The following is a 20721-nucleotide window of genomic DNA, read 5'->3' as shown; positions in this document are numbered from 1 at the left end:
TTGTTAGGCTTGTGGGGTCAGAAATTTCGAAATACCTGTCATATCAAATAGTTTTTGGACATGTGTCGGTACATTTACAATACGGAAAGCTGACTTCTGCTCATGACGCATCTTCAATATCGAGATCAAGATTCCAATCCCTGTGCTATCAATATACGTCAGCTCTTTCAGATCTAAGGTAAGCTCTGTGTTCGCATCGTTCACAATCGGTTCCATCGTGGAACGAAACTCTTTCGCTGCTGCCAAATCCAAATCTCCACAAGTCTGGACAATTACTTGTCCCTCTTGCTGTACCGTCTTAACTGCAAACTTTTTTCCGTTCATCATGTTCCTCTCCTATACATAGGTAAACTTGTTAAATGTACTTTATTGGTAAATAACCTTCATCATCTAAATCGAAACAATGGGAAAAGAATGCGACGGCTACTCGCCACATTCCTTCAACCATACGTCAAATGTAAATAGGGCCCCTTCTGGTACCGGTATGGCACGAATATCCCCGTCCATCAATTGGACAAGCGACTTGCAAATGGCAAGCCCCAATCCACTTCCGCCATACTTGCGGTTCATAGAAGAGTCAAGCTGTGCGAATGGCTGGAACAGCCCTTCCATCTTATCGACTGGAATACCGATTCCTGTATCCCGTACATCGAACTGGACATGGAACTTATTGCCTTCCCCCGTGCGCTTCGTTTCGATAATGGACACATAAATGCTGACATTCCCACGATTCGTAAATTTGACTGCATTTCCTACGAGATTAATAAGGATCTGCCTGACGCGCAGCATATCTCCATACAATAACGATGGCACATCCTCATCCATTGAATACGACAAGGTCAAATCCCGCTTATTCGCCTCGACCATGAACAGCTCATAAACTTCTGTAATGAGCGAGTTCATATCGAACGGAAATTCTTCTAATTCCAGCTTGCCTGATTCCATCTTGGTGAAATCAAGAATATTATTAATCGTCCTGATCAGTGTATCGGCGCTCTTGCGGATCAACTCCGCATAGTTCGATTGCTCACTTGTCAGCTCAGTGTCGAGCAGCAGATCAACCATTCCGAGCACCCCGTTCATCGGCGTTCGAATCTCATGGCTCATCATTGCTAAAAACTGTGTTCTAGCAAGTGCCGCACGCTCCGCTGCTTCCTTTGCAGCTGCCAGCTCACTGTTCATCCGCTCAAGTTCCTTCGTCTTCTGATGGAGAAGCATCTTCTGCGCCTGCAGCCGCTTCTGTGCCAGGAATATACCAACGAAGCTATGAATCTTCGACTTCAAAATATGGGGGACGAATGGCTTGACCATATAGTCAACCCCACCCGCTGAGTATCCAGCAAATAAATGCTCGGTTTCCTTATAGTTCGCGGATACGAATATTATCGGAATATTCTTCGTCTTCTCGCGAGCCTTAATCCATTTGGCCGTCTCGATCCCATCCATGCCTGGCATTTGAACATCCAGCACAATAACGGCGAATTCCTCTTTCATCAAGTGGCGCAAAGCTTCCTCGCCTGAAGTAGCCTTGACCAAGCGATAGCTTTCCTCGGACAACACGGCCTCAAGTGCAAGTAAATTCTCGCGCCTATCGTCAACGAGCAAAATATTGATTGGTTCCAAGGTGTTCACAATTGTGCCTCCTATCGTATTTTACGATAAATCTTCTCGTTACGATCGATCTCCTCGTATTGAGATTCTCTCCCTGTAAAATGCAAGGATTCCTTGCCTCCGACAATAAGCACACCTAGTGGCGCCAAGCTCTCATAGAAAAGATCATGAACCCGGTTGCGCAGCGGCTCATTAAAATAAATCATTACATTGCGGCATAGGATGACGTTAAATTCATTAAAGGATCGATCTGTTGCCAGGTTATGCTCTGCAAAAATTACATTTTTACGCAAGTAAGGATGAATGACAACGCCCTCTCCAGAAGCCGTATAATATTCGGAGAAAGAGCTTGTCCCGCCCGCCTCCAAATAATTTTTGGTGTATGTGCGCATTTTGTCCATCGGGCATACGCCTTCTTTGGCTTTTTGCAGCGATAGCGGATTCATATCGGTTGCATACAGCCTGGTCTTCTCATACAGCCCTTCCTCATGAAGCAGTATCGCCATGGAGTATACTTCCTCTCCTGTCGAGCAACCCGCATGCCATATCCGAATATACGGATACGTACGCAGCATAGGGACGACCTGTTGACGAAATGCCAAGAACATGGAGGGATCCCGGAACATTTCGGTAACGGGGATCGACAGGCTGCGGACAAAACGCTGCAAGCATTCCCGATTATAGAGTACTCGGCCCTGCAGCTCCGAAATCGTGTCTACCTTTTCCTCATGCACTTGATGCCAAATGCGCCGTTTGAGCGAAGGATACGCATAGTCCCGGAAATCATAACCATAAACTCGATAAACCCCTTCTAACAGCAATTCAATCTCAATGCGTTCTCGGTCCGAATCCTGGGGCCTTCTTCTCTCATCATGTAAACCGAGCCCGTTTCCGTTCATATCTTATCCTTGCTCCTTCATTCATCATGTCAACATATTGCTTACCTGTTATTTATATAACCATACTCGCATCAATGAAAGCAGCTGTTCCGTCTGAAATGGCTTGCTGACATAGTCTGACGCTCCTGCCTCAATGCACTTATTGCGATCTTCTTTCATCGCCTTCGCCGTCAGTGCTATGATCGGCAGCTTCTCGAATCGAGGCTGTTCGCGAATGCGGCGCATCGCTTCATAGCCATCCATCTCCGGCATCATCATATCCATGAGAACGAGGTCGAAATTCTCTTCCCCATCCAATGCTTCAAGTGCTTCGCGTCCATTTTCAGCATACACGATATTCATATCGTACTGCTCTAGCACGCTTGATAGCGCAAATACATTGCGCACATCATCATCGACGAGCAGTACCCGCTTGCCTGACAGCAGCATATCACTTGGTCCCTGGTTTTCTTTTTCATCGCTTAGCTGAACTTCCTCCGAACGCTTCAAGAGAATCATCGTTTCTTGCAGCAGACGTTCAGGAGACTTCACATCCTTAATAATGATGCTCTGTGCACGCTTTTTCAGTTCCGTCTCTTCCTTCGCATCCAGCAGTTTGCCAGTGTATACAATGATCGGGATACGACGGATTCGGGAGTGGTGACTAATTTCATCCATTAATTCAAAACCTGTCATATCAGGAAGCAGCAAATCCAGCACCATGCCGTCGAACTTCTCTTCCCCGAGTACCTTGAGTGCTTCCGTCCCGGTAGAGACCGCGGTAACGGCTACGTCCGCTCCTTCAATTAAGGCAATTAGAGACTGTCGCTGCGGACCATCATCTTCAACGATCAGCAGCTTCTTCTCTCCAAATGGCCACTTATGTCCGTCCACTTCTTCAGAAACAGCGACTTCCTTGAGCAACGCTTCTTCCCAAGCAGTAAGAGGCATACCCTCATGGTTCGCAGATACCTGCGGCAGATGAGGCTTGACGAGCTTACTGCGTTCCTCTGATGTATGCCCCTCTTCGCCCTCTACGGTTAGTGCCGCTTGGGCTTCTGCGATCGCCTTTTCATACAAAGCAACGGTGGAGTTAACTGGAATTGATGAAGGCTCTACCGCCTTCATCGGAAGGAAGAAGGTAAACGTACTGCCTTCCTTCTCTCGACTAACCAGCTGCAGCTTGCCGCCAAGCAGTCTTGCCAACTCTCGGCTGATGGACAGACCGAGCCCTGCGCCGCCGTAATTTCGGCTAGTTGTACCATCCAACTGCTGGAACGCTTCGAAGATCAAATCTTGTTTATCTTTCGGAATGCCGATCCCGGTATCTACAACATGTATCGCCAAATAAGGCTCATCCGCTTCCTGAAGCGGGGAAGGCAATTGCTCCGGCTTCGCCTTCGCAATGTGAAGGGTTACTGAGCCCTTCGTTGTGAATTTAAATGCATTGCCAATCAAATTGCGTACAACCTGCTTCACTCGATGCCCATCAGTTACTAGGGAGCTTGGCAGATCTGGATCTATCTCTACCTTGAACTCAAGCCCTTTCTGCTCTGCAATTGTCTCAAAGCTGTCGCTCATAAAGGAGGCCAATTCGCTCAAATAGACAGTTTCAAAATTCAACTGCATCTTGCCTGCGTCGATCTTGGACAAATCCAAGATTTCATCAATCATTTTAAGCAGATCCGAACCGGACATGTTAATCGTACGCGCATACTCGACCTGCTTCTGTCCCAAGTTCCCTTCCTTATTCTCCGCCAGCAATTGGGACAGCACCAGCAGGCTGTTAAGCGGAGTACGCAGTTCATGAGACATATTAGCGAGGAACTCAGACTTGTACTTCGAAGCCAAGGCCAACTGCAATGTCTGGCGTTCCAATATCGTTCGCGCCCCTTCGAGCTCTTCGTTCTTCTCTTGGGTTGCCAGCATCTGTTCTTCCAGCGCACGTGTCTTCGCGATCAGTTCCGTATTGTAGTGTTCCAGTTCTTCCTGTTGACGCTGGAGCATCTCCTCAGAACGCTTCAATGCTTCTGTGTGCGATTCCAGATGCTCGTTCGAGCGCTTCAATTCTTCCTGTTGTGTCATCAGTTCCTCAGACTGGCATTGCAGTTCTTCGGTAAGCGCCTGTGACTCACGCAGCAATTCCTCTACACGCAAGCGTCCAGAGATCGTATGCACGATGACCCCGAGCTTCTGTGCGAGCTTTTCGAGCAGTCGATGCTGTACAGGTGACATCTTCGTCAATGATGCCATCTCTAACACCGCAATCACTCTGCGTTCGAACATAATCGGGAATAAGATAAGCTCAATCGGTTGAGATTGACATACGCCCGATTCAATTCGAATGGAGCAATCCTTCATGTCGCTTATAATGATTGGCTTCTCATCCACGACACATTGACCGAGCAGGCCTTTCCCAACAACCATTGTTCGCTCAGCCTTCAAATCGTCAGTAGCTGCATAAGTACCGAACAGTTCGAATACATCTGGTTGATCCGTCTCATTTCGAATATACAGGGCGCCATATTGTCCACCAAGTGTCGGCACGAACTCGCTAATGAACATCTGCCCAACCTGATTCAATGTAGCGGCTCCATTCAGAAGCTCTGTAACACGTGCTGCATTTCCATCGATCCATGCCTGCTCTTCTTGAGCCTTCCGATACAATTCCTCATTCTTCTTGCGTGCTTCCAAGTCTTCTGCCATCCGCTTGAACACTTGAATGACTTCTCCAATCTCATCATTCGTATGCGGCTCAAGCTTACGTACAATACGAAGCCTTCCACGGGCAAGACTGCGCATCATGATGGACATCGTATTCAAATTCCGTGTCACACTCGGGATGACCCACAACATAATCGCGCAGGAAACGACAAGCCCCAGCACCATGATACCGGCCGTCAAAGTAATCGACTGCTCGTAATGCTTCTTCGCTTCCAGCACCTGATTGTCAATCGACATCTCATGATGATTGGCCAAATCGGCCACACTGTTTTTCAAGTTGCGTTGATATTCCAATCCCTCTTTATTTCGCAATGCGTTGGCTTCTTCATATTTATTCTTGGTGGTGAGCTCTACTGACTTGTTGACGAATTCGTCGTACTTGTCCCAATCGCGTATCGCCAGCTCGATGAGCTTCTTCTCTTGCGCCGTTGAATATTGTGCCGTCAACTCCCTGAACGATTTAACAATATCATCACGGTAAACCTTCCCTTTTTGCAACAGTTCTTCGCCGTTAACATTCGGGTTTAGCATATCGGTCACCAGCACGCTGGCGATATTGTCCATGTCGTCCCGAATCAAAAAGGCAAGTTCCACTTTGCGGAAGCTGTCCGTATAAATCTGATCCAGATCCTGCTGCAAGCTGCTCATGCGATCATAAGACACCCAGCCAAGTCCGGATATGATAAGCATGAACAGAACGAAGCCAGCGATTAATTTCGTGCGTAACTTCACTGTCTGCTCCTCCTTCTAAATCAATGAACATCCACCCAAATCAGACACTTGTCATCCTCACTGTCCTCATCAGAACCAGGTGCAAACAGCTCGTCCCATGAACTGCTCTGCAACGTCTTCTCGTGTCGAAGAATATTGGCAATGCGCTCCATAGCCTCTTCCACGCTGTTGCCTGCCGTTTCCATTAACCCATCCGTATACATTGCAATTCGAGCACGTGAGTCGCATTTTACTTCTTTGGTCTCTACTTCAAGCTCTGGGAACATGCCTACTGGATATCCGGTAGATTCCAAGGTTATGAGCTCACCGTCCTCCATCATGACAACGCCAGGAGGGTGTCCTGCGTTCGCATACTGGATGCATCCCTTGTTCGTATCAACAACCACATATAATGCAGTCATATAATAGAGCATTAAATTCCCGTTCATATGAAGCTGATGGAATTTCGTATTCAATCGCTTAAGCACAAGATCCGGCTGTTCGATCTGCATAACGGCGTCCCGTAGAACGGAAGCAATGAACATACACAGCAGCGCAGAGGATACGCCGTGCCCCATAACATCGATTATGATAATTCCATATCTGCCTTGGCCCAGCGGGAACCAAGCATACAGATCTCCCGCCAGCTCCTCAGAAGGCTGATATAGTGCCTTGATCGTAATATGTTCATCTTGATAAGGCTCTGTCAACACAGAGCTCTGCACCTTCGCGGCCAAGCTTAATTCATCGCGAATATGGCGATCACGTTCCTTATGCCAATCCTTCTCCCGCTTCAAGCGCAGCGCTAGCCGGATTCGAGCCAGCAGCTCCACCCTGTTAATCGGCTTCGTGACATAATCAACCGCACCCGCATCCAATGCCTCTGCGAGCATATTGGAATCCCCAATCGCCGTTACGATAATAATCGGAATGTCCCGAAGCTCAGAGTATTGTTGGATCGTGCTGCAAGCTTCCAGTCCATCAATCTCCGGCATCATCATATCCAATAAAATAAGATCAATATCCGGTACATACATAGGCCCAAGAGGCCCATCCATCCCAAGAACTTGATACATCTCATGGGCTGACGAAGCAGTCTGCACTCCGTCATAGCCAGCTTTACGAAGGATTTCCCGAATGAGCATGACATTCGTCGGATTGTCATCAACGACGAGAACGTTCATCATACTCTCCTCCCCTCATCGATTATGATATAGTTCGTGCCTTTTCGACATAGCCCCCCATAATTCCCAACTACCACTATACCGGAAAAGGCCAAAGAAGATCATCTCTTTTTGTTACTTGCCTGTGAAAAAAAACGAGAGCCGGTTAACCAAACTGTTAACCGGCTCTCCCGCACTATGCGCGCTGTCTCCACAATTGCCACAGCTTCGTCCCAATATCGACCCATTCCTTCCAATCCTGCTGTTGGCTAGCTGTGGAATGGGAATGGCTTTGTCCCTGCGGTGATTGTTCACGTTCTTGCTTATGCTCGGCTTCACCCAGTGGCTCCTGTGTTATCACAGCAGTATCCGCCTGCAGCGGTGCTGATACAGGCGCAGACGCTGCTGCCTGATGCTCCTTAGACACTCGTCTATCAGGGGTGGGCTTACGTTCAAATCTCCCTGCGGCTCGACGTACCCCCTTAACCAGTCCTACTGATACCTGCTTCGCAGCGATTGAGATCTCGTTCAAGGCTTCACCGGCATGTTGAACAGAGTCCATCACTGGCTCCATCTTCTTTAATTGCTCAGACAGCTCTAGAGAGAGTTCATTCGCATTTTTGGCGACACCTTGCAAGTCGCCACTCAATAAATTCACGGTCTGCTGTACTTGCTCAAGGGTATCGGCAGCCCGCTCCAGAGAGCGCTTGGCTGACAGCAGTGTTTGAATCAGATAGAACACCAGCACCGCAAACGCTGCTGCTGCAAGTAATGCACTAATTTCCAATAACATAGATGAATACCGCCTTTCTCCGCATTCCCAAGCATAACACATTTTTCCGTATACCAATTATGAATAAATACCCTGAAAGCAGAACTGTGAAACAAAAATACCCAATTGTTTAGCTGTCCTCCCGCTGTGGTAATCATCATGCAAGCCACGACAATCGAGCAGCATAGACAAGCTGCTCGGCCCAAACCTTTTTCGTAACATTCTATCAAGGAGGAACTGCTTATGCTTACATGGTCAGCTATATTTTTAGTAATCGCTGTAATTGCAGGTGTGTTTGGTTTTTTTGGGATCGTCGCAGCAGCAGCAGCATCCATCGCCAAAGTACTGTTCTTTATCTTCCTCGTTCTGTTCATCATCTCCCTTGTGACGGGAAGACGAGTATCATAATCGCCATATCGCTCTATGCAGCATACAAGAATAACAAAAAAGGCTCGTCCGTATGACGAGCCTTTAGCCTTTTGTAATACTTAACCGTTCATATCATATTCAACTAAGATTCTTCCCCGGAAAGTGAACGGCTCTCACCACGGAGAAATGCTTCCTTGTCCCACTGTCTTAGCCAACGAGAGGATAATACGCCCGCCAGCATGGATCCATTTACATTTAGCGCGGTGCGCCCCATATCAATTAGGGGCTCTACAGAAATTAACAGTCCCGCCAAGCCAACCGGCAAATTCATCGAGGACAGCACGATTAGTGCGGCAAATGTAGCTCCTCCTCCAACACCCGCAACACCGAAGGAACTGATCGCAACTACCGCTATGAGCTGCAGAATAAACCATGGATCGAGCGGATTCATTCCCACAGTAGGTGCAATCATAACGGCCAGCATGGCAGGATATATGCCGGCACATCCATTCTGCCCCATTGAAGCGCCGAACGACGCACTAAAATTCGCAAAACTCTCCGGTACTCCAAGTTTATCCCTCTGTGTCTCCACATTGATCGGAATAGAACCTGCACTTGTACGTGACGTAAAGGCAAATACCAAGGCAGGAGTTGCGAGCTTCACGTATCGTGCAGGTGATATCCCCGATAGCCCAAGAAGCAGCAGGTGAATGATAAACATGACAATCAGTGCAACGTAAGAAGCAATTACGAATCGGCCTAACTTCCATATCTCCGCTGGTGCTGTCGTAGACACAACGCGAATCATCAACGCAAGAACACCATACGGCGTTAATCGAAGCACCAATGTCACCATCCGCATAACAACCGCGTGTAGCGAATCAATGATAGAGGCGAACGTGCGCCCATGCTCAGGCTTCTTCCTAGCCACACCTAATGCTGCAATTCCAACAAAGGCAGAGAAAATAACAACTGCAATGGTAGAAGTTCTTCTTCCCTCTGTCATATCGAGAAATGGATTCGTAGGTATGAACTCCAGTACCTGCTGCGGGATCGTCATATCACGCACTTCTCCGACCTGTTCACTCAAGTGCTGCCCACGTTCTGTCTCTTGTTGTCCCGCCTCCATATTCACAGCGGACAAATTGAAGGCCAGCGCAGATGCGATGCCGACAGCAGCTGCAACGGCAGTCGTCGCGATCAGGATGCTTATAATCACTGCACTCATCCTGCCAACACCCGTTCTCGTCGTCACATGCAAGATCGCGGAAATGATAGATACGATAATCAGCGGAATGACGACCATATGCAGCAGACGTACATAGCCACCACCCACGATATACACCCAATCGTTGAGCACACGTACAATATCATGCCCAGCTCCATATAGCTGCTGGAGAATCGCTCCATATACAATCCCTAAGCCGAGCCCAGCAAATACCCGCTTCGTAAAGGACACATGCCTCTTCTGCATGACATACAGCATATAGAGGAGTCCAAGCACAACAACAGCATGAACGATCAACCACCAACCGTTGCTCACGGTCATTTCACTCCTTGGTCGCAGGAGGCGCGGACATTCTCATGTCCATAATTCCATCCAGCATCATGTGATGCTATTATTACTCCCCAACTTGTGATATTTCATCCAGATTGAGGTTGACTTGCTTACAGATGTGTATGAAATGAAGCAACTCTTCATCCGGAATTCCTTCGAAGAAGCGCGAGAACACAATCTCACGCTGGATTTCTACTGCCTTGACCTTCTCATGTCCGGCTTCTGTAAGCTCCAAATAATGAATGCGACGATCAAGTGCATCTCGATTGCGTATAACATATTGCAGCAAGGTGAGCTTATCGGTTATGCCCGTTACGGCTCCAGGTGTCAAGCGAAGCTCCTTCGCTACATCTGTTACTTTCATTGCCCCATTGCGAAATAGAAGATTCAGTACTGCAAATTGAGTCATATTTACATTGAGATTATGCAGTTCCAAATGCCGATCCCATTGGGTGCGCATCCCACGCAGCATAGAGCGGAAATTCATCTGCAATTGGAGCAGTTGTTCACGATTAGGCAAACTGTCACGTCCTTTTCTATCGTCCTATCTAACACACTTACCCTAACATGAACCTAGCAATCGGCATCAAATAGGCTTATCTTACTCCGTACTAAAGCTTCAGCCCAAAGCGGAACTTCCAGCCATCCTCTAAGAACTTCACTTCTTTTACTTTAACTAAATGCGGCAGTTCTGACGATAAGGAAAATTCCTTCGTCTGCAGTGACAGCCATGAGAGAGGGATTGAAATGTCCTTCACGCGAGCATCAGTCGGCACTATACGTACCGATTGACTGCTATCATCCCACTCCAATTGGAATGTAATCTTGAGCTCTGCTTGAACATAAGAGATAGGCTCCAATTGAATCGTTGCTTCCAATTCATTGTTCGCAAGCTCTGTCTTCATCCCACTAATATTCCACTTTTCCTTCAACGAGCGATAAGGTTCTGTCTCCTGCATATGCTTGGATACCAGTCCATTAATCTCTTCTTCGCTAAATTGTATCGTAAGAGAACGATTGTGTACGATTTGCTCCAAACGTTCAGACAAGGACACATCCACTTGAGGAGGCCAGCCTAATACCGTAGTCGGTTGAATGTAAAAATACGCCGCTCCAGCAAGCAGAATAAACAATACGATGACCGTCAACAATCCACGGCGCAGCCATTTCCACAATGTCTTCACTCTTATCATTCCTTCCAAAATATTGTTTCACTACCATGTAAACCGGTTACATACTAAACAAGGCGGGGGAACATTCCTTATGTCACCTATAAATGATACCTTCATGTCCTCATCGCAAACTTCAATATCCTCGAGAAGGCCTAACATAAAAGTGGGTATCTGACAACAAGTCCAGTAACCAGTAATCGGAATGTTCACCTTAGCAGTAAACCATACCATTGTATAACCATGAGAGAGGAGAATTCAATAATGAAGAAATTAGTGGCAGTGATGGCTATGACTTTGACGTTCAGTACGATAGCTGCAACAGGAGCATTTGCCGCACAAGCAGCAGATACAACTGGAGTTGTTACGACAGAAATCGTGTCGATAGACCTGAAACAAAACACGACTCTCTATGATTCAATCAGCGGTAAAATAGTAGGCCTCTTGGAGCCCCAGGTGATTTCAATTGAAGCAGCATCGAAGGATGAGCACAATACGACTTGGTATCGAGTGTTTACATGGATGGGTACAGCGTGGATGAAAGACCCGAATGCCTACTCCAAACTCGTTGCAGTCGGCCCCAATACAACCATATATAACATACCCAACGGCAAGCAGACGGGCAATCTTGCAGCGCAGACACTTCCTATTATCAATGAGCAAATTGATGAGTCCGGATTTACCTGGTATCAGATCAATAGTTATCAAGGCAAAGCATGGATACTAAATCCAGAACAAAGCCAGCGTGTCAAGTTAACAGCAATAACTCCACTCTATCAAGCCATTGATGGCAAGAAGGTTGGAGAATTGAAGCCGCAGACGGTAACCGTGCGTACAGTGAAATATGATGCAAAAGGAAAGCGCTGGGCGAATATCCCGACTTGGAAGGGAAACCTGTGGATCAGATGGTAATCTGCAGCTCCAGCTAAGTGAATATTCAAATTTACAGGTATTGACATAAATGATTGCCGTGAATATAATAGTCGTAGCAACTATCTAGGACGACAAAGAGACATAACCATTGTATTGCATCCATACATAACGGTTATGTCTCTTTTTACCCAATTAGTTGCTATGACTACTATTGTCAAGGCAATTATAACTTTTGAACGGAGGTGTGTTGGAATTCGTTCTGCAGACACCGGAATTTTTCAAGTTCCGTATCGGGCGTTGACAATCGGCATCATACTCATTTTATCTACTGTCGCCTTCGAGGGTCTCGCCATTACTACCATAGCTCCCACACTCGCACACAGTCTGCAAGGCATCCATTTGTATGGCTGGATCTTTAGTACCTTCTTATTATTTCAACTTATCGGTACCATGGTTATCGGCAAACAAATTGATCGGCATGGCGTAATTGCATCCGTTCTCGTCTCTTGCTCTATCTTTGTCATTGGCATCATCATAGCTGCTCTCTCCTTCCATATGTATATGCTCATTGCAGGAAGAGCATTGCAGGGTTTTGGTGCTGGCTCCCTTGTCACCTGTGTCTATTACATTGTAACGGTTCGATACCCGGATTCGCTGCGCACCTCTATATTGGCAGCTTTCTCAGCCGCTTATGTTCTTCCTGCATTAATCGGACCTTATGTCGCAGGCCTCATCTCGATCAATTTATCGTGGCGATTCGTGTTTTGGCTCGTGCTCCCTCTTATCGTGCTCGCACTCTGTATGACACTGCCTTCTTTCCGGAGCATAAAGATTACCGGATTTGGAGTCGGGCTAGCCACCCCAACAATTGGAGCAGTTGCTCTGCAGCTGGCTGAGGAAGGCAAGGAGGGCGAGGTATCCGCCACACTCCAATTCATCGATTCATTCAGCATAGCTGTAAGCATAGGGATAAGTGGGGCCCTTGTAGCTCTAAGTGAAAGCCTGCAATTGGGAATCTTCACGGGTGTCATGATGGCATTGGTTCTGCAACTCTGCTTCGTTGTTCTCAGTTTCGTTACGTCTTTCCGCATTACAATGAAAGCCCACAGCATTGTACAGTCACATTCATCAATGTAGCATCCATTATTGGAGGTGGACGATTTGGCACGTGCATTGGTTGTCATTACTCCTGCTGAAGGACATGTGAATCCATCGTTAGGCTTGGTTCAGCAGCTCGTGAAGTGCGGCGAGGAAGTCACTTATGTGTGCACCGAGGAATATCGCAAACGGATTGAAGCAACAGGTGCAAAAGTCATCACTTACACGTACGCCCGAGGATCATTTGCTGATGATCCGATATTGAAGCCGAAAGTTTACATGCATCCTTACCAATTTATTCATTTCATCCTGCGCGGCATGATTGAACCTATCATTCCAGAGGTTCTTGCTCTCACTGAGCAGGGCTCTTACGACTATTTGATTTATGATTACTTATTAGGTGGCTGGGGCGGGCAAATCATTGCAGAGCGGCTTGGCATCCCTGCTGTATGCTCCATCACTTCGTTCGTATTCGTGAAACCGCTCGGAGCAGAACAACAGCTGACCGAGCAGGAGGAGCAGGAAATTCAGGCAATCTATGATTCCTCGATGGAGATCGCGGGGCAATTAGCGGAGCGCTATCAACTATCCACTCCCGACATGTCTGATATTTTCAAGGCATATGGAGAGCTGAAGGTCGTGCATCTCAGCCGTGATTTGCAGCCGAATGCAGAATTGCTGGACGACAGCTATGTGTTCACTGGCTCATCCATCGTACCGCGCATGGATGCCCCAACCTTCACATTGGATCGCAGCCAGCTTCCTTACGCACATACCGTCTATATATCGCTAGGCAGCATTTTGAACAATAACATTGAATTTTACAAGCTATGCTTTGAAGCTTTTCGCAATGAATCCATTACATTCATTTTAGCCTGTGGCAAAGAGACAAATATGGAGCCGCTTGCTGACTTGATTCCAGACAATTTCATTATTAAACCCTACTTGCCGCAATTGGAAGTGCTGCAGCAAGTGGATGTCTTCATTACACATGCCGGCATGAACAGCACAAGTGAAGCCTTATACTACGATGTGCCGCTCGTCATGATCCCATTAACGTCCGATCAGCCTATGGTTGCCATGCAAGTGAAGAACCGGGGAGCTGGAGTTATCGTGGATCATCAAAGTCTCACGCCAGAAGTGCTGCGGAGCGCACTACTCGAAGTGCTGCATACCCCTTCCTATAAGCAGCAAGCCCATGCCATCGGCAAGTCTCTTCGCGAAGCAGGAGGATATGAACGGGCTGCCGAGATCGTCATGAGCGTTGCTGAGAAGGCAGCAGCACAGCCTTGAGGACACGGAAGTAACCCGGATTCGTCGCTCAATCGACAACTGTCCCGCTTCATTGACACGTTATTTGTCCTTACCTATAATGGTCATAACAACGATAGGGGTTGTTCAAAGTATGCGTATTTGAACAACTATAATAACGATGTGAATGAATCTGGGGGTCCGCATTTGGAATTAGAAAAGTATATCGGAGTCATTGTTCATCGGGCAGATTTGAAGCTTACGAATTATTATCAGAAGGTTGTAAATCCTTTCGACATCACTGTCGACCAATGGGAAATCTTAGTGGTGTTGTGGGAGCAGGAAGGAATCACACAGAAGGAACTCGCTGAGCGGCTGCATAAAGACCAGACGAATGTAGCTCGCATGCTGTTCAAGCTCGAGAAAAAAGGCTTTATCTATCGAGTAACGCATGAATCGGATCGCAGATCACTTCGTGTATACTTGACTGTCAAAGGCCGAGAAATCAAAGAAGACATACTTGCTCCATCCATTGAAGCTTACCAGAAAACGATTGAAGGATTAACAGAGGAAGAAGTGGAAACGTTCCGCAGAATCTTGTCCATTATGCATAACAATGTTAAGGATCTATAACAGATTAGGCAGTATAAAAATCCCCTCGGAGTTCCGTAGCTGCATCATCGATATCTTACGATGTGCAGCTGCGGCCCGAGGGGATTTCCCATATGCGCAGCTATATCATGGCTGTATTTCGCCCGCTATTCCAACTCCGGCGAACGGTCGAATATCCGGCGCACCTGTGACACGATCCAAATGACCGTAAATACGATCATAATATCGAAGCTCACATTGAACAGGAATAGATGCTTGCCCAAATCGGCTTCCCCATCGCCGACAAGTGGCACTGCGACGGAGATAATCGCTATTAAGGCTACGATGAGCGTGACATCCAGCATCTGACGCTTATATTTATTCCGAATATACTCCTTCAGCACGATGCCAATGTATAGTACAAAGAAGATGAAGAAGAAGGTAAAGTTCTTCGGAATTAGTTTCTTCTTGCCCTCACTCCAAGTACTGTAGGTATACGATAGTGCACCGCGTGGCTCACCCAATTCCTTCTCATAGCTCCCTAGGTAATAAGGACGAATAAATGTCGCCTGCGCAGCGGCAGCCTCAAGCTTGTCAATGATCCGGCCTGGATGACGCAAATAGTAGCCAACAATGTCCATATGTCCAAGTCTGGAGTAAACATGTTCAGTAAGCTCAGGCGCATCCTGCTTAATCGGGACATCGGATTGAAAATAGTTCGTTCCAGCGAGAACCGCATATTTCTGAGGGATGCCTAGTGCATCTAAGTCCTCTGACACATGCGGAGAATCTTTTAAAATTCCGAAGAAGATCGTCTGATACAAATTGATTTGCTTCAGCTCTTTAGGCGCGAACACATAGATGAGCGCTGTTGTCGCGATCATGAAGGCTGCTCCCCCAGCTATCACCCGCTTCCAAGCTCGATCCGGCCGCTTTTTGTACAATCGAAGCCCATATAAAGCAAACACCAAGCCAACCGGCGCATTTTGAATCTTGGAGGCTGCCAATATAAACGCGCAGACAAACAATAGGACTAGCCAAGTGAGTGAAGGATGCTGCTGCCTTGCCAAAGTAACCGCAATCGCCGTGGACAACAATAGAAACAGCAGGGAAACCGACTCACCGAAAAAGGAATGAAAATAACCGACATATCCAATATCGAAAAACATGAACAGCACACAGAGCGCTGCTGTGATTTGCAGCCACCGCTTGCCTGCACAAGCGTAGCGGACAATGACGAACAGTGTGCTTAATAGCAGCAATGAATATACAATGCCCATTGCCTGCATCGGGAAATAGGATGGATTGAGCACCCGTCCAAGCAGCCCTGCAATGAAGACAAACAACACCTGCGAAGACGCATAATTGACAGCAAATGGGCCGTAATCATATTTGGAATGACTAAATCCGAAATATTTGTCCTCATATGTAAACGTGTCATTAAGCGGCGATATCCCCCCGCTCCGCACGATACGATCAAAGTCTCCGTTATCTGCTACTCCGATATAAGGTGAAGTAAACAAAATGCATGTTAAAATGATAGCACCGATTAGAACGGAACCCCAAGATACCCAATCTTTTCGTTTCATGCCAAGAATCACTCTCCTAACTAAAAAGAATAGCACTTCCCCGAGATGGGGAAGCGCCTCATTTCATTTATTGGCGTTCTGCACTGCGGTAGTTGTCATAGTCCTCTCCGTGTTGTCCGTCACTCGCTCGCACCGCACGGGATGAAGGCTCAGATGCTGACGATGGTGCGGCGAAGGTAATCAGTCGATGGAGCACAAACGAAGTTACGGTGTAAGCACCCGCTTCGCATAACACAATCAGCGATTGCTGCCATGATTGCGGCAGCGAGCCTAGCAGCCCCGTAACCAGCGCCGAGAATGCAGGATGAAGCAGCACGTAGGCTGCTGCATAACAGAGCAAGGAAATAACAAGGAACCGAATGAAGCTGCTGAGCTGCGCCCCCTCGTATTGGAACGTAAAGCGGCGATTGAGCACATAACTGCACAGCACCCCTATGGTGTTCCCGACAAATGTCGATGCGAAGTGATCCCATCCAGCAAGGTGCATCAGTGCATAAATAAGCCCAAGTCCAATGCATGTGTTAATCACGCCGACAACCGCATAGCGGCTGAATAATCCCAGCCAGCCCTTCCTAGCCGCTTGCTCACGGCTCATCGGTTCACCTCTGCACGCTGGGCACCCGGCCAGGAAGGCTGCGCCTCATTCTGTGCCACATATGCGTCAGACAGCACCGTCTCCACAATATAGGGTGGTCTGCGTTTTACTTCATTATATATCTTCCCGATGTACTCTCCGATCACACCTAACGCCAGCAGCTGAATGCTGCCGATGAACCATAGCGAGAACATCAATGAAGCCCAGCCGGACACGGTATGTCCTGTCAGCTTGGAAATAAGCGTGTATCCTCCGGCAATAATACTCGCTCCCAGGCTGATGAAACCAAGCATTGTAACAAAGCGCATAGGTTTGATGCTGAACGACGTAATGCCATCCCATGCAAAAGACAGCATCTTGCGAAGCGGATACTTCGATTCACCTGCAACACGCTCCATACGGTCATAGGCAACTGTTGTAGAACGGAATCCGATCAGCGGTACGATTCCTCGCAAGAACAAGTTCACTTCATGGAATTCGCTCAAGTGTTCTACAGCCCTCCGGCTCATAAGGCGATAATCTGCATGGTTGTATACCAATGGGATACCCATCTTGCGCATCACTTTATAGAAGGATTCAGCACTCCAGCGCTTGAACCATGTATCTGTTGCTCTGCTGTTGCGAACACCGTATACGACCTCGTATCCCTCATGAAACTTGCGCACGAATTCTCGAATGGCTCCGGTATCGTCTTGAAGATCGGCGTCTAGCGACACGATGCAGTCCGCATGCTCCTTCGCGTACATAAGTCCGGCTAACAGCGCCTTCTGATGGCCGGCATTGCGAGCAAGCTTCAATCCGCAAATAACAGGGTGAGCGGCGCGGGCCCTCTCGATCTGCTGCCACGTTCCATCTCGGCTCCCATCATCTACAAGCACGATACGGCTGTCGGCTGATACGAGCTGATCCCGTTCGAGTCCCTTCAGCAATTCGATGAGTACGGGTGTCGTAATTGGCAAGGCCTCCTCCTCGTTATAGCAAGGAATGACCATATAAAGAATCGGTAATGTCATCGTAGTACCCCTTTTACATTGAAAATACGACATATTTCCACATACAGCTGATTTCCATTATATCCTATATCATGAAATATGCATAACCAAAATGATAACTTGGCTCATCTATTATAGCGAAAGACAAAACCGCCTGCCGAACGCTCAAAGCGAACAGCAGGCGGTTTTAGACGAAAATCGTGATAAAGGGACGTGAATTCTCCGTTTCATGCCGACAAATCAACTTTATTCTGTGATTGCTGCTAGGACGGCTTCATGAAATTGGCGTCGCAGTTCTGATATACTCTTATCCCGTCCATAATGCACGCGATTGGTAAGCAGCACCACTACGATATCCCGTTCAGGATCGATCCATATGCTTGTACCCGTAAAGCCTGTATGACCAAAGCTGGAGGCTGACCATCCTGTTCCAGCAAAATCAGCGGTATCTCCTTGCAGCACCCAACCGAGTCCTCGCTTTGCATTGGGTATATTGGAAGTCTGACAACGGAGCGCCTCTTGAATGACGCGGTTAGACAGCAAATTGCCCTCCGCTCCATCCAGCTCAGCCTTGTTTACCCACAAGCGGGCATAGTGCGCCAGATCGCGTGCCGAAGCGAACAGCCCTGCGTTTCCGGCGACGCCGCCCAACGCAGCTGCATTCTCATCATGGACCCTTCCCCAGCAATGCTCCTCTAGCATCGAATCATATTCCGTAGCCGCTATTCGTGAACGAGCCTCCTGCGGAGGATTGAAGCTGCTGTCCACCATGCCGAGCGGCTTCAGCAGCATGCGTTCCGCCGCTGTAGCCAGTGATTCTCCGCATACGCGCTCTATAAGTCTGCCGAGCACAATATAGCCGAGACAACTATACTGACAGTCCGCTCCCGGTGGATACACCAATTCCATTTGATCCAGATGGCGAGCAATCTCATCAGATGACCATCCCTGCGAGTACAGATCCCGATGAGAAGGCAGGCCTGAAGTATGTGCGAGCAATTGGCGAATCGTAATCGAATCTTTTCCATTGCCGCTGAACTCGGGCATGTGCGTGACCACAGGATCATCCAAGTTAAGCTTATCTGACTCAACCAGCATCAATAGTAACGGGAGTGTCACGACAATTTTCGTCAAAGAAGCACAATCGTATATGGTATCAATCGTGACTGGTATCCTCTGCTTATCTGTATCCACTGCATGGCCCCTAGCATACTCGAACGCATGACCACCGTACCAAATAAGCGAGACGGCCCCTGGAATATCTCCACTCATTATTGCATCATCAATCAGCGCGCTAGCATCCTGAAACTGTGCGTTGTTCGCAGCAAGACGACCTTCCGGCATCGCCCAATCCCCCCACAGCATTGTGATGAATCTTAGAACGCAATCGTAAGTCCTATTACCGAGAAATTCTCATCCACTTCATAGCAAGCATAGCTATGAAGTGGATTATGGCATGGCCAGCTTGCCCATAATGGTTGGACGCACAGCTCCGGTAACACGAGGCAAATTATTCGGAATCCCGTGTATAAAATCATTTGCAAGCAGGGCGAATGCGATCGCTTCCTTCGCATCTCCCGGCAATCCCATCTCATCAGAGGCTGTCACCTTCTGTTCCGGCAGCTCTTCCGCAAGCCAGCGCATCAGTGTTGCATTGCGTGCTCCACCTCCGCTGACAATAACATCTCGTATGCGGTGTTGAGGAAATACAAACTGCCGATAGGCATCCGCAATCGTGCGGGCCGTCAATGCGGTGAATGTCGCAACGATATCCTCAGCCGACAGCCCCAGCATTCTGCCATGCTCGATCCAATGCAGCGCATAATCCGTACCGAACATCTCACGTCCAGTCGTCTTCACTGGCGGCTCGGCGTAGTATGGATGTGCAAGCAATTCATCCAGCAGCTCAGTATTCACCTGGCCGCGTGACGCCCATTCCCCATTGCGGTCATACCCATATGCCCCGCCCGATAATTGATAGATGGCTTGATCGATCAGCATATTGCCGGGACCCGTATCGAAGGCGGTCACCGTACTCTGATCCCCGCCAGCAGGAAGAATCGTACAATTGCCAATTCCGCCAATGTTCTGCGCAATTCTGCCCACTTCCGAGTCTCGCAGCAACAGATAGTCCGCATACGGCGTTAATGGCGCTCCCTGTCCGCCAACTGCCATATCCGCCGGCCGATAATCTCCGATAACGGGGACACCCGTATGCTTGGCAATGATTGAGATATCCCCAATTTGTAGAGTGGAAGGAACCGCACATCGATCTGCCTTATCTACGACAGGCTGGTGCCAGATTGTCTGGCCGTGGGAGCTGATGAAATCGACGTCCTCCATCGAGATTCCAGCATTGCTTGCCGCCTCGCGCGCCGCCTGTGCCAGCATTTCCCCCATATAGGCATTCATGATACATATTTCTTCTGTACTCGTACCGCCTCTTGTACACAATCTTTTCAGTCGCTCTCGAAGCTCATCATCATATTCCTTGCAATGAAAGACGATCATATCTGCCCGAGACTCTACTCCCGCACCCTGAATGCGAACGACTGCGGCGTCAATCCCGTCGAGTGATGTACCTGACATTAGTCCGATGATAATATGTTCCGATTTTACAGCTAATGATCGTGTGCGCAACCTTTCTCCTCCTTAGAAACTCCAATTCACTACACGATATGTAAACGCCTTCATAAATAATTGCTGCTGAATCCATTAAGCCCTATTTGTTGAGAGAACATGTCATTTTTGACCTCTATATCTTATTATACGCTTTT

18 protein-coding genes and 1 pseudogene are annotated in these 20721 nt (G+C 47.9%); 5 read left to right on the top strand and 14 right to left on the bottom strand.

Annotation, left to right across the window (positions count from 1 at the left end; all coding sequences use genetic code 11):
• Nucleotides 1-3 precede the first annotated feature (3 nt).
• From PBN151_RS18270 to PBN151_RS18245, 6 genes and pseudogenes are all read right to left on the bottom strand, one after another.
• Entirely contained in the window at nucleotides 4-324 is a 321-nt protein-coding gene (locus tag PBN151_RS18270; protein ID WP_021255301.1) for an STAS domain-containing protein, read from the bottom strand.
• Nucleotides 325-441: 117 nt separating this feature from the next.
• Nucleotides 442-1632, bottom strand: a pseudogene (locus tag PBN151_RS18265) (response regulator); the annotation flags it as partial.
• An 11-nt stretch (nucleotides 1633-1643) separates the two neighbouring features.
• On the bottom strand, nucleotides 1644-2510 hold the full coding sequence (locus PBN151_RS18260; RefSeq protein WP_021255303.1) for a CheR family methyltransferase: 867 nt from the start codon (nucleotides 2508-2510) through the stop codon (nucleotides 1644-1646).
• Between the two features lie 48 nt (nucleotides 2511-2558).
• Entirely contained in the window at nucleotides 2559-5945 is a 3387-nt protein-coding gene (locus tag PBN151_RS18255) for a response regulator (RefSeq protein ID WP_072730153.1), read from the bottom strand.
• Nucleotides 5946-5965: 20 nt separating this feature from the next.
• The gene (locus PBN151_RS18250) at nucleotides 5966-7108 is read right to left on the bottom strand and encodes a SpoIIE family protein phosphatase (RefSeq protein WP_072730152.1); all 1143 of its coding nucleotides are present in this window, start codon (nucleotides 7106-7108) and stop codon (nucleotides 5966-5968) included.
• A gap of 175 nt (nucleotides 7109-7283) precedes the next feature.
• Nucleotides 7284-7880, bottom strand: coding sequence for a DUF948 domain-containing protein (locus tag PBN151_RS18245; protein ID WP_072730151.1), 597 nt, complete (start codon nucleotides 7878-7880; stop codon nucleotides 7284-7286).
• Between the two features lie 222 nt (nucleotides 7881-8102).
• Between PBN151_RS18245 and PBN151_RS18240 the strand changes: the two genes are divergently transcribed.
• Nucleotides 8103-8267, top strand: a complete 165-nt coding sequence (locus PBN151_RS18240; protein ID WP_072730150.1) for a DUF1328 domain-containing protein — start codon at nucleotides 8103-8105, stop codon at nucleotides 8265-8267.
• A gap of 103 nt (nucleotides 8268-8370) precedes the next feature.
• Here PBN151_RS18240 and PBN151_RS18235 read toward each other — a convergent pair whose 3' ends face one another.
• The 3 genes from PBN151_RS18235 to PBN151_RS18225 all read right to left on the bottom strand — a co-directional run bounded on the left by PBN151_RS18235 (nucleotide 8371) and on the right by PBN151_RS18225 (nucleotide 10970).
• A complete protein-coding gene (locus PBN151_RS18235; RefSeq protein WP_370510433.1) occupies nucleotides 8371-9714 on the bottom strand; it encodes an L-cystine transporter in 1344 nt (447 codons plus the stop codon).
• A 136-nt stretch (nucleotides 9715-9850) separates the two neighbouring features.
• Nucleotides 9851-10306 carry a MarR family winged helix-turn-helix transcriptional regulator gene (locus PBN151_RS18230; protein WP_072730148.1) on the bottom strand — a complete coding sequence of 152 codons (456 nt, stop codon included), beginning with the start codon at nucleotides 10304-10306 and terminating at the stop codon, nucleotides 9851-9853.
• Between the two features lie 91 nt (nucleotides 10307-10397).
• Nucleotides 10398-10970, bottom strand: coding sequence for a hypothetical protein (locus tag PBN151_RS18225; protein WP_072730147.1), 573 nt, complete (start codon nucleotides 10968-10970; stop codon nucleotides 10398-10400).
• 249 nt (nucleotides 10971-11219) lie between these two features.
• On the opposite strand from PBN151_RS18225, the gene PBN151_RS18220 reads away from it, so the two are divergent.
• The 4 genes from PBN151_RS18220 (at nucleotide 11220) to PBN151_RS18205 (ending at nucleotide 14810) form a co-directional block, all read left to right on the top strand.
• Nucleotides 11220-11867 carry a hypothetical protein gene (locus tag PBN151_RS18220; RefSeq protein WP_072730146.1) on the top strand — a complete coding sequence of 216 codons (648 nt, stop codon included), beginning with the start codon at nucleotides 11220-11222 and terminating at the stop codon, nucleotides 11865-11867.
• A gap of 162 nt (nucleotides 11868-12029) precedes the next feature.
• Complete coding sequence (locus PBN151_RS18215; protein ID WP_083545209.1) at nucleotides 12030-12965, top strand: MFS transporter; 936 nt, start codon at nucleotides 12030-12032, stop codon at nucleotides 12963-12965.
• A 24-nt stretch (nucleotides 12966-12989) separates the two neighbouring features.
• Nucleotides 12990-14219, top strand: coding sequence for a macrolide family glycosyltransferase (locus tag PBN151_RS18210; protein WP_072730145.1), 1230 nt, complete (start codon nucleotides 12990-12992; stop codon nucleotides 14217-14219).
• 165 nt (nucleotides 14220-14384) lie between these two features.
• Nucleotides 14385-14810 (top strand): MarR family winged helix-turn-helix transcriptional regulator, encoded by a 426-nt coding sequence (locus tag PBN151_RS18205; protein ID WP_028532002.1) that lies wholly within the window; start codon nucleotides 14385-14387, stop codon nucleotides 14808-14810.
• 125 nt (nucleotides 14811-14935) lie between these two features.
• Here PBN151_RS18205 and wsfD read toward each other — a convergent pair whose 3' ends face one another.
• The 5 genes from wsfD to PBN151_RS18180 form a co-directional block, all read right to left on the bottom strand.
• Complete coding sequence (wsfD, locus tag PBN151_RS18200) at nucleotides 14936-16357, bottom strand: glycan biosynthesis hexose transferase WsfD (RefSeq protein WP_072730144.1); 1422 nt, start codon at nucleotides 16355-16357, stop codon at nucleotides 14936-14938.
• A gap of 67 nt (nucleotides 16358-16424) precedes the next feature.
• Nucleotides 16425-16952 carry a GtrA family protein gene (locus PBN151_RS18195; protein WP_072730143.1) on the bottom strand — a complete coding sequence of 176 codons (528 nt, stop codon included), beginning with the start codon at nucleotides 16950-16952 and terminating at the stop codon, nucleotides 16425-16427.
• Nucleotides 16949-17965: a glycosyltransferase family 2 protein gene (locus tag PBN151_RS18190; protein ID WP_072730142.1), complete on the bottom strand. Its 1017-nt coding sequence runs from the start codon at nucleotides 17963-17965 to the stop codon at nucleotides 16949-16951. The genes PBN151_RS18195 and PBN151_RS18190 overlap by 4 nt, the downstream gene beginning before the upstream one ends.
• A 225-nt stretch (nucleotides 17966-18190) precedes the next feature.
• A complete protein-coding gene (locus PBN151_RS18185) occupies nucleotides 18191-19288 on the bottom strand; it encodes a serine hydrolase domain-containing protein (protein ID WP_072730141.1) in 1098 nt (365 codons plus the stop codon).
• 105 nt (nucleotides 19289-19393) lie between these two features.
• The gene (locus PBN151_RS18180) at nucleotides 19394-20584 is read right to left on the bottom strand and encodes an anhydro-N-acetylmuramic acid kinase (RefSeq protein WP_072730140.1); all 1191 of its coding nucleotides are present in this window, start codon (nucleotides 20582-20584) and stop codon (nucleotides 19394-19396) included.
• Between the last annotated feature and the right edge of the window lie 137 nt (nucleotides 20585-20721).

This window comes from Paenibacillus sp. NAIST15-1 (genome assembly GCF_001894745.1).
Taxonomy (GTDB): domain Bacteria; phylum Bacillota; class Bacilli; order Paenibacillales; family Paenibacillaceae; genus Paenibacillus_B; species Paenibacillus_B suaedae.
The sequence above is the reverse complement of the archived record's forward strand: the minus strand, read 5'-3'. Positions and strand labels throughout refer to the sequence as shown.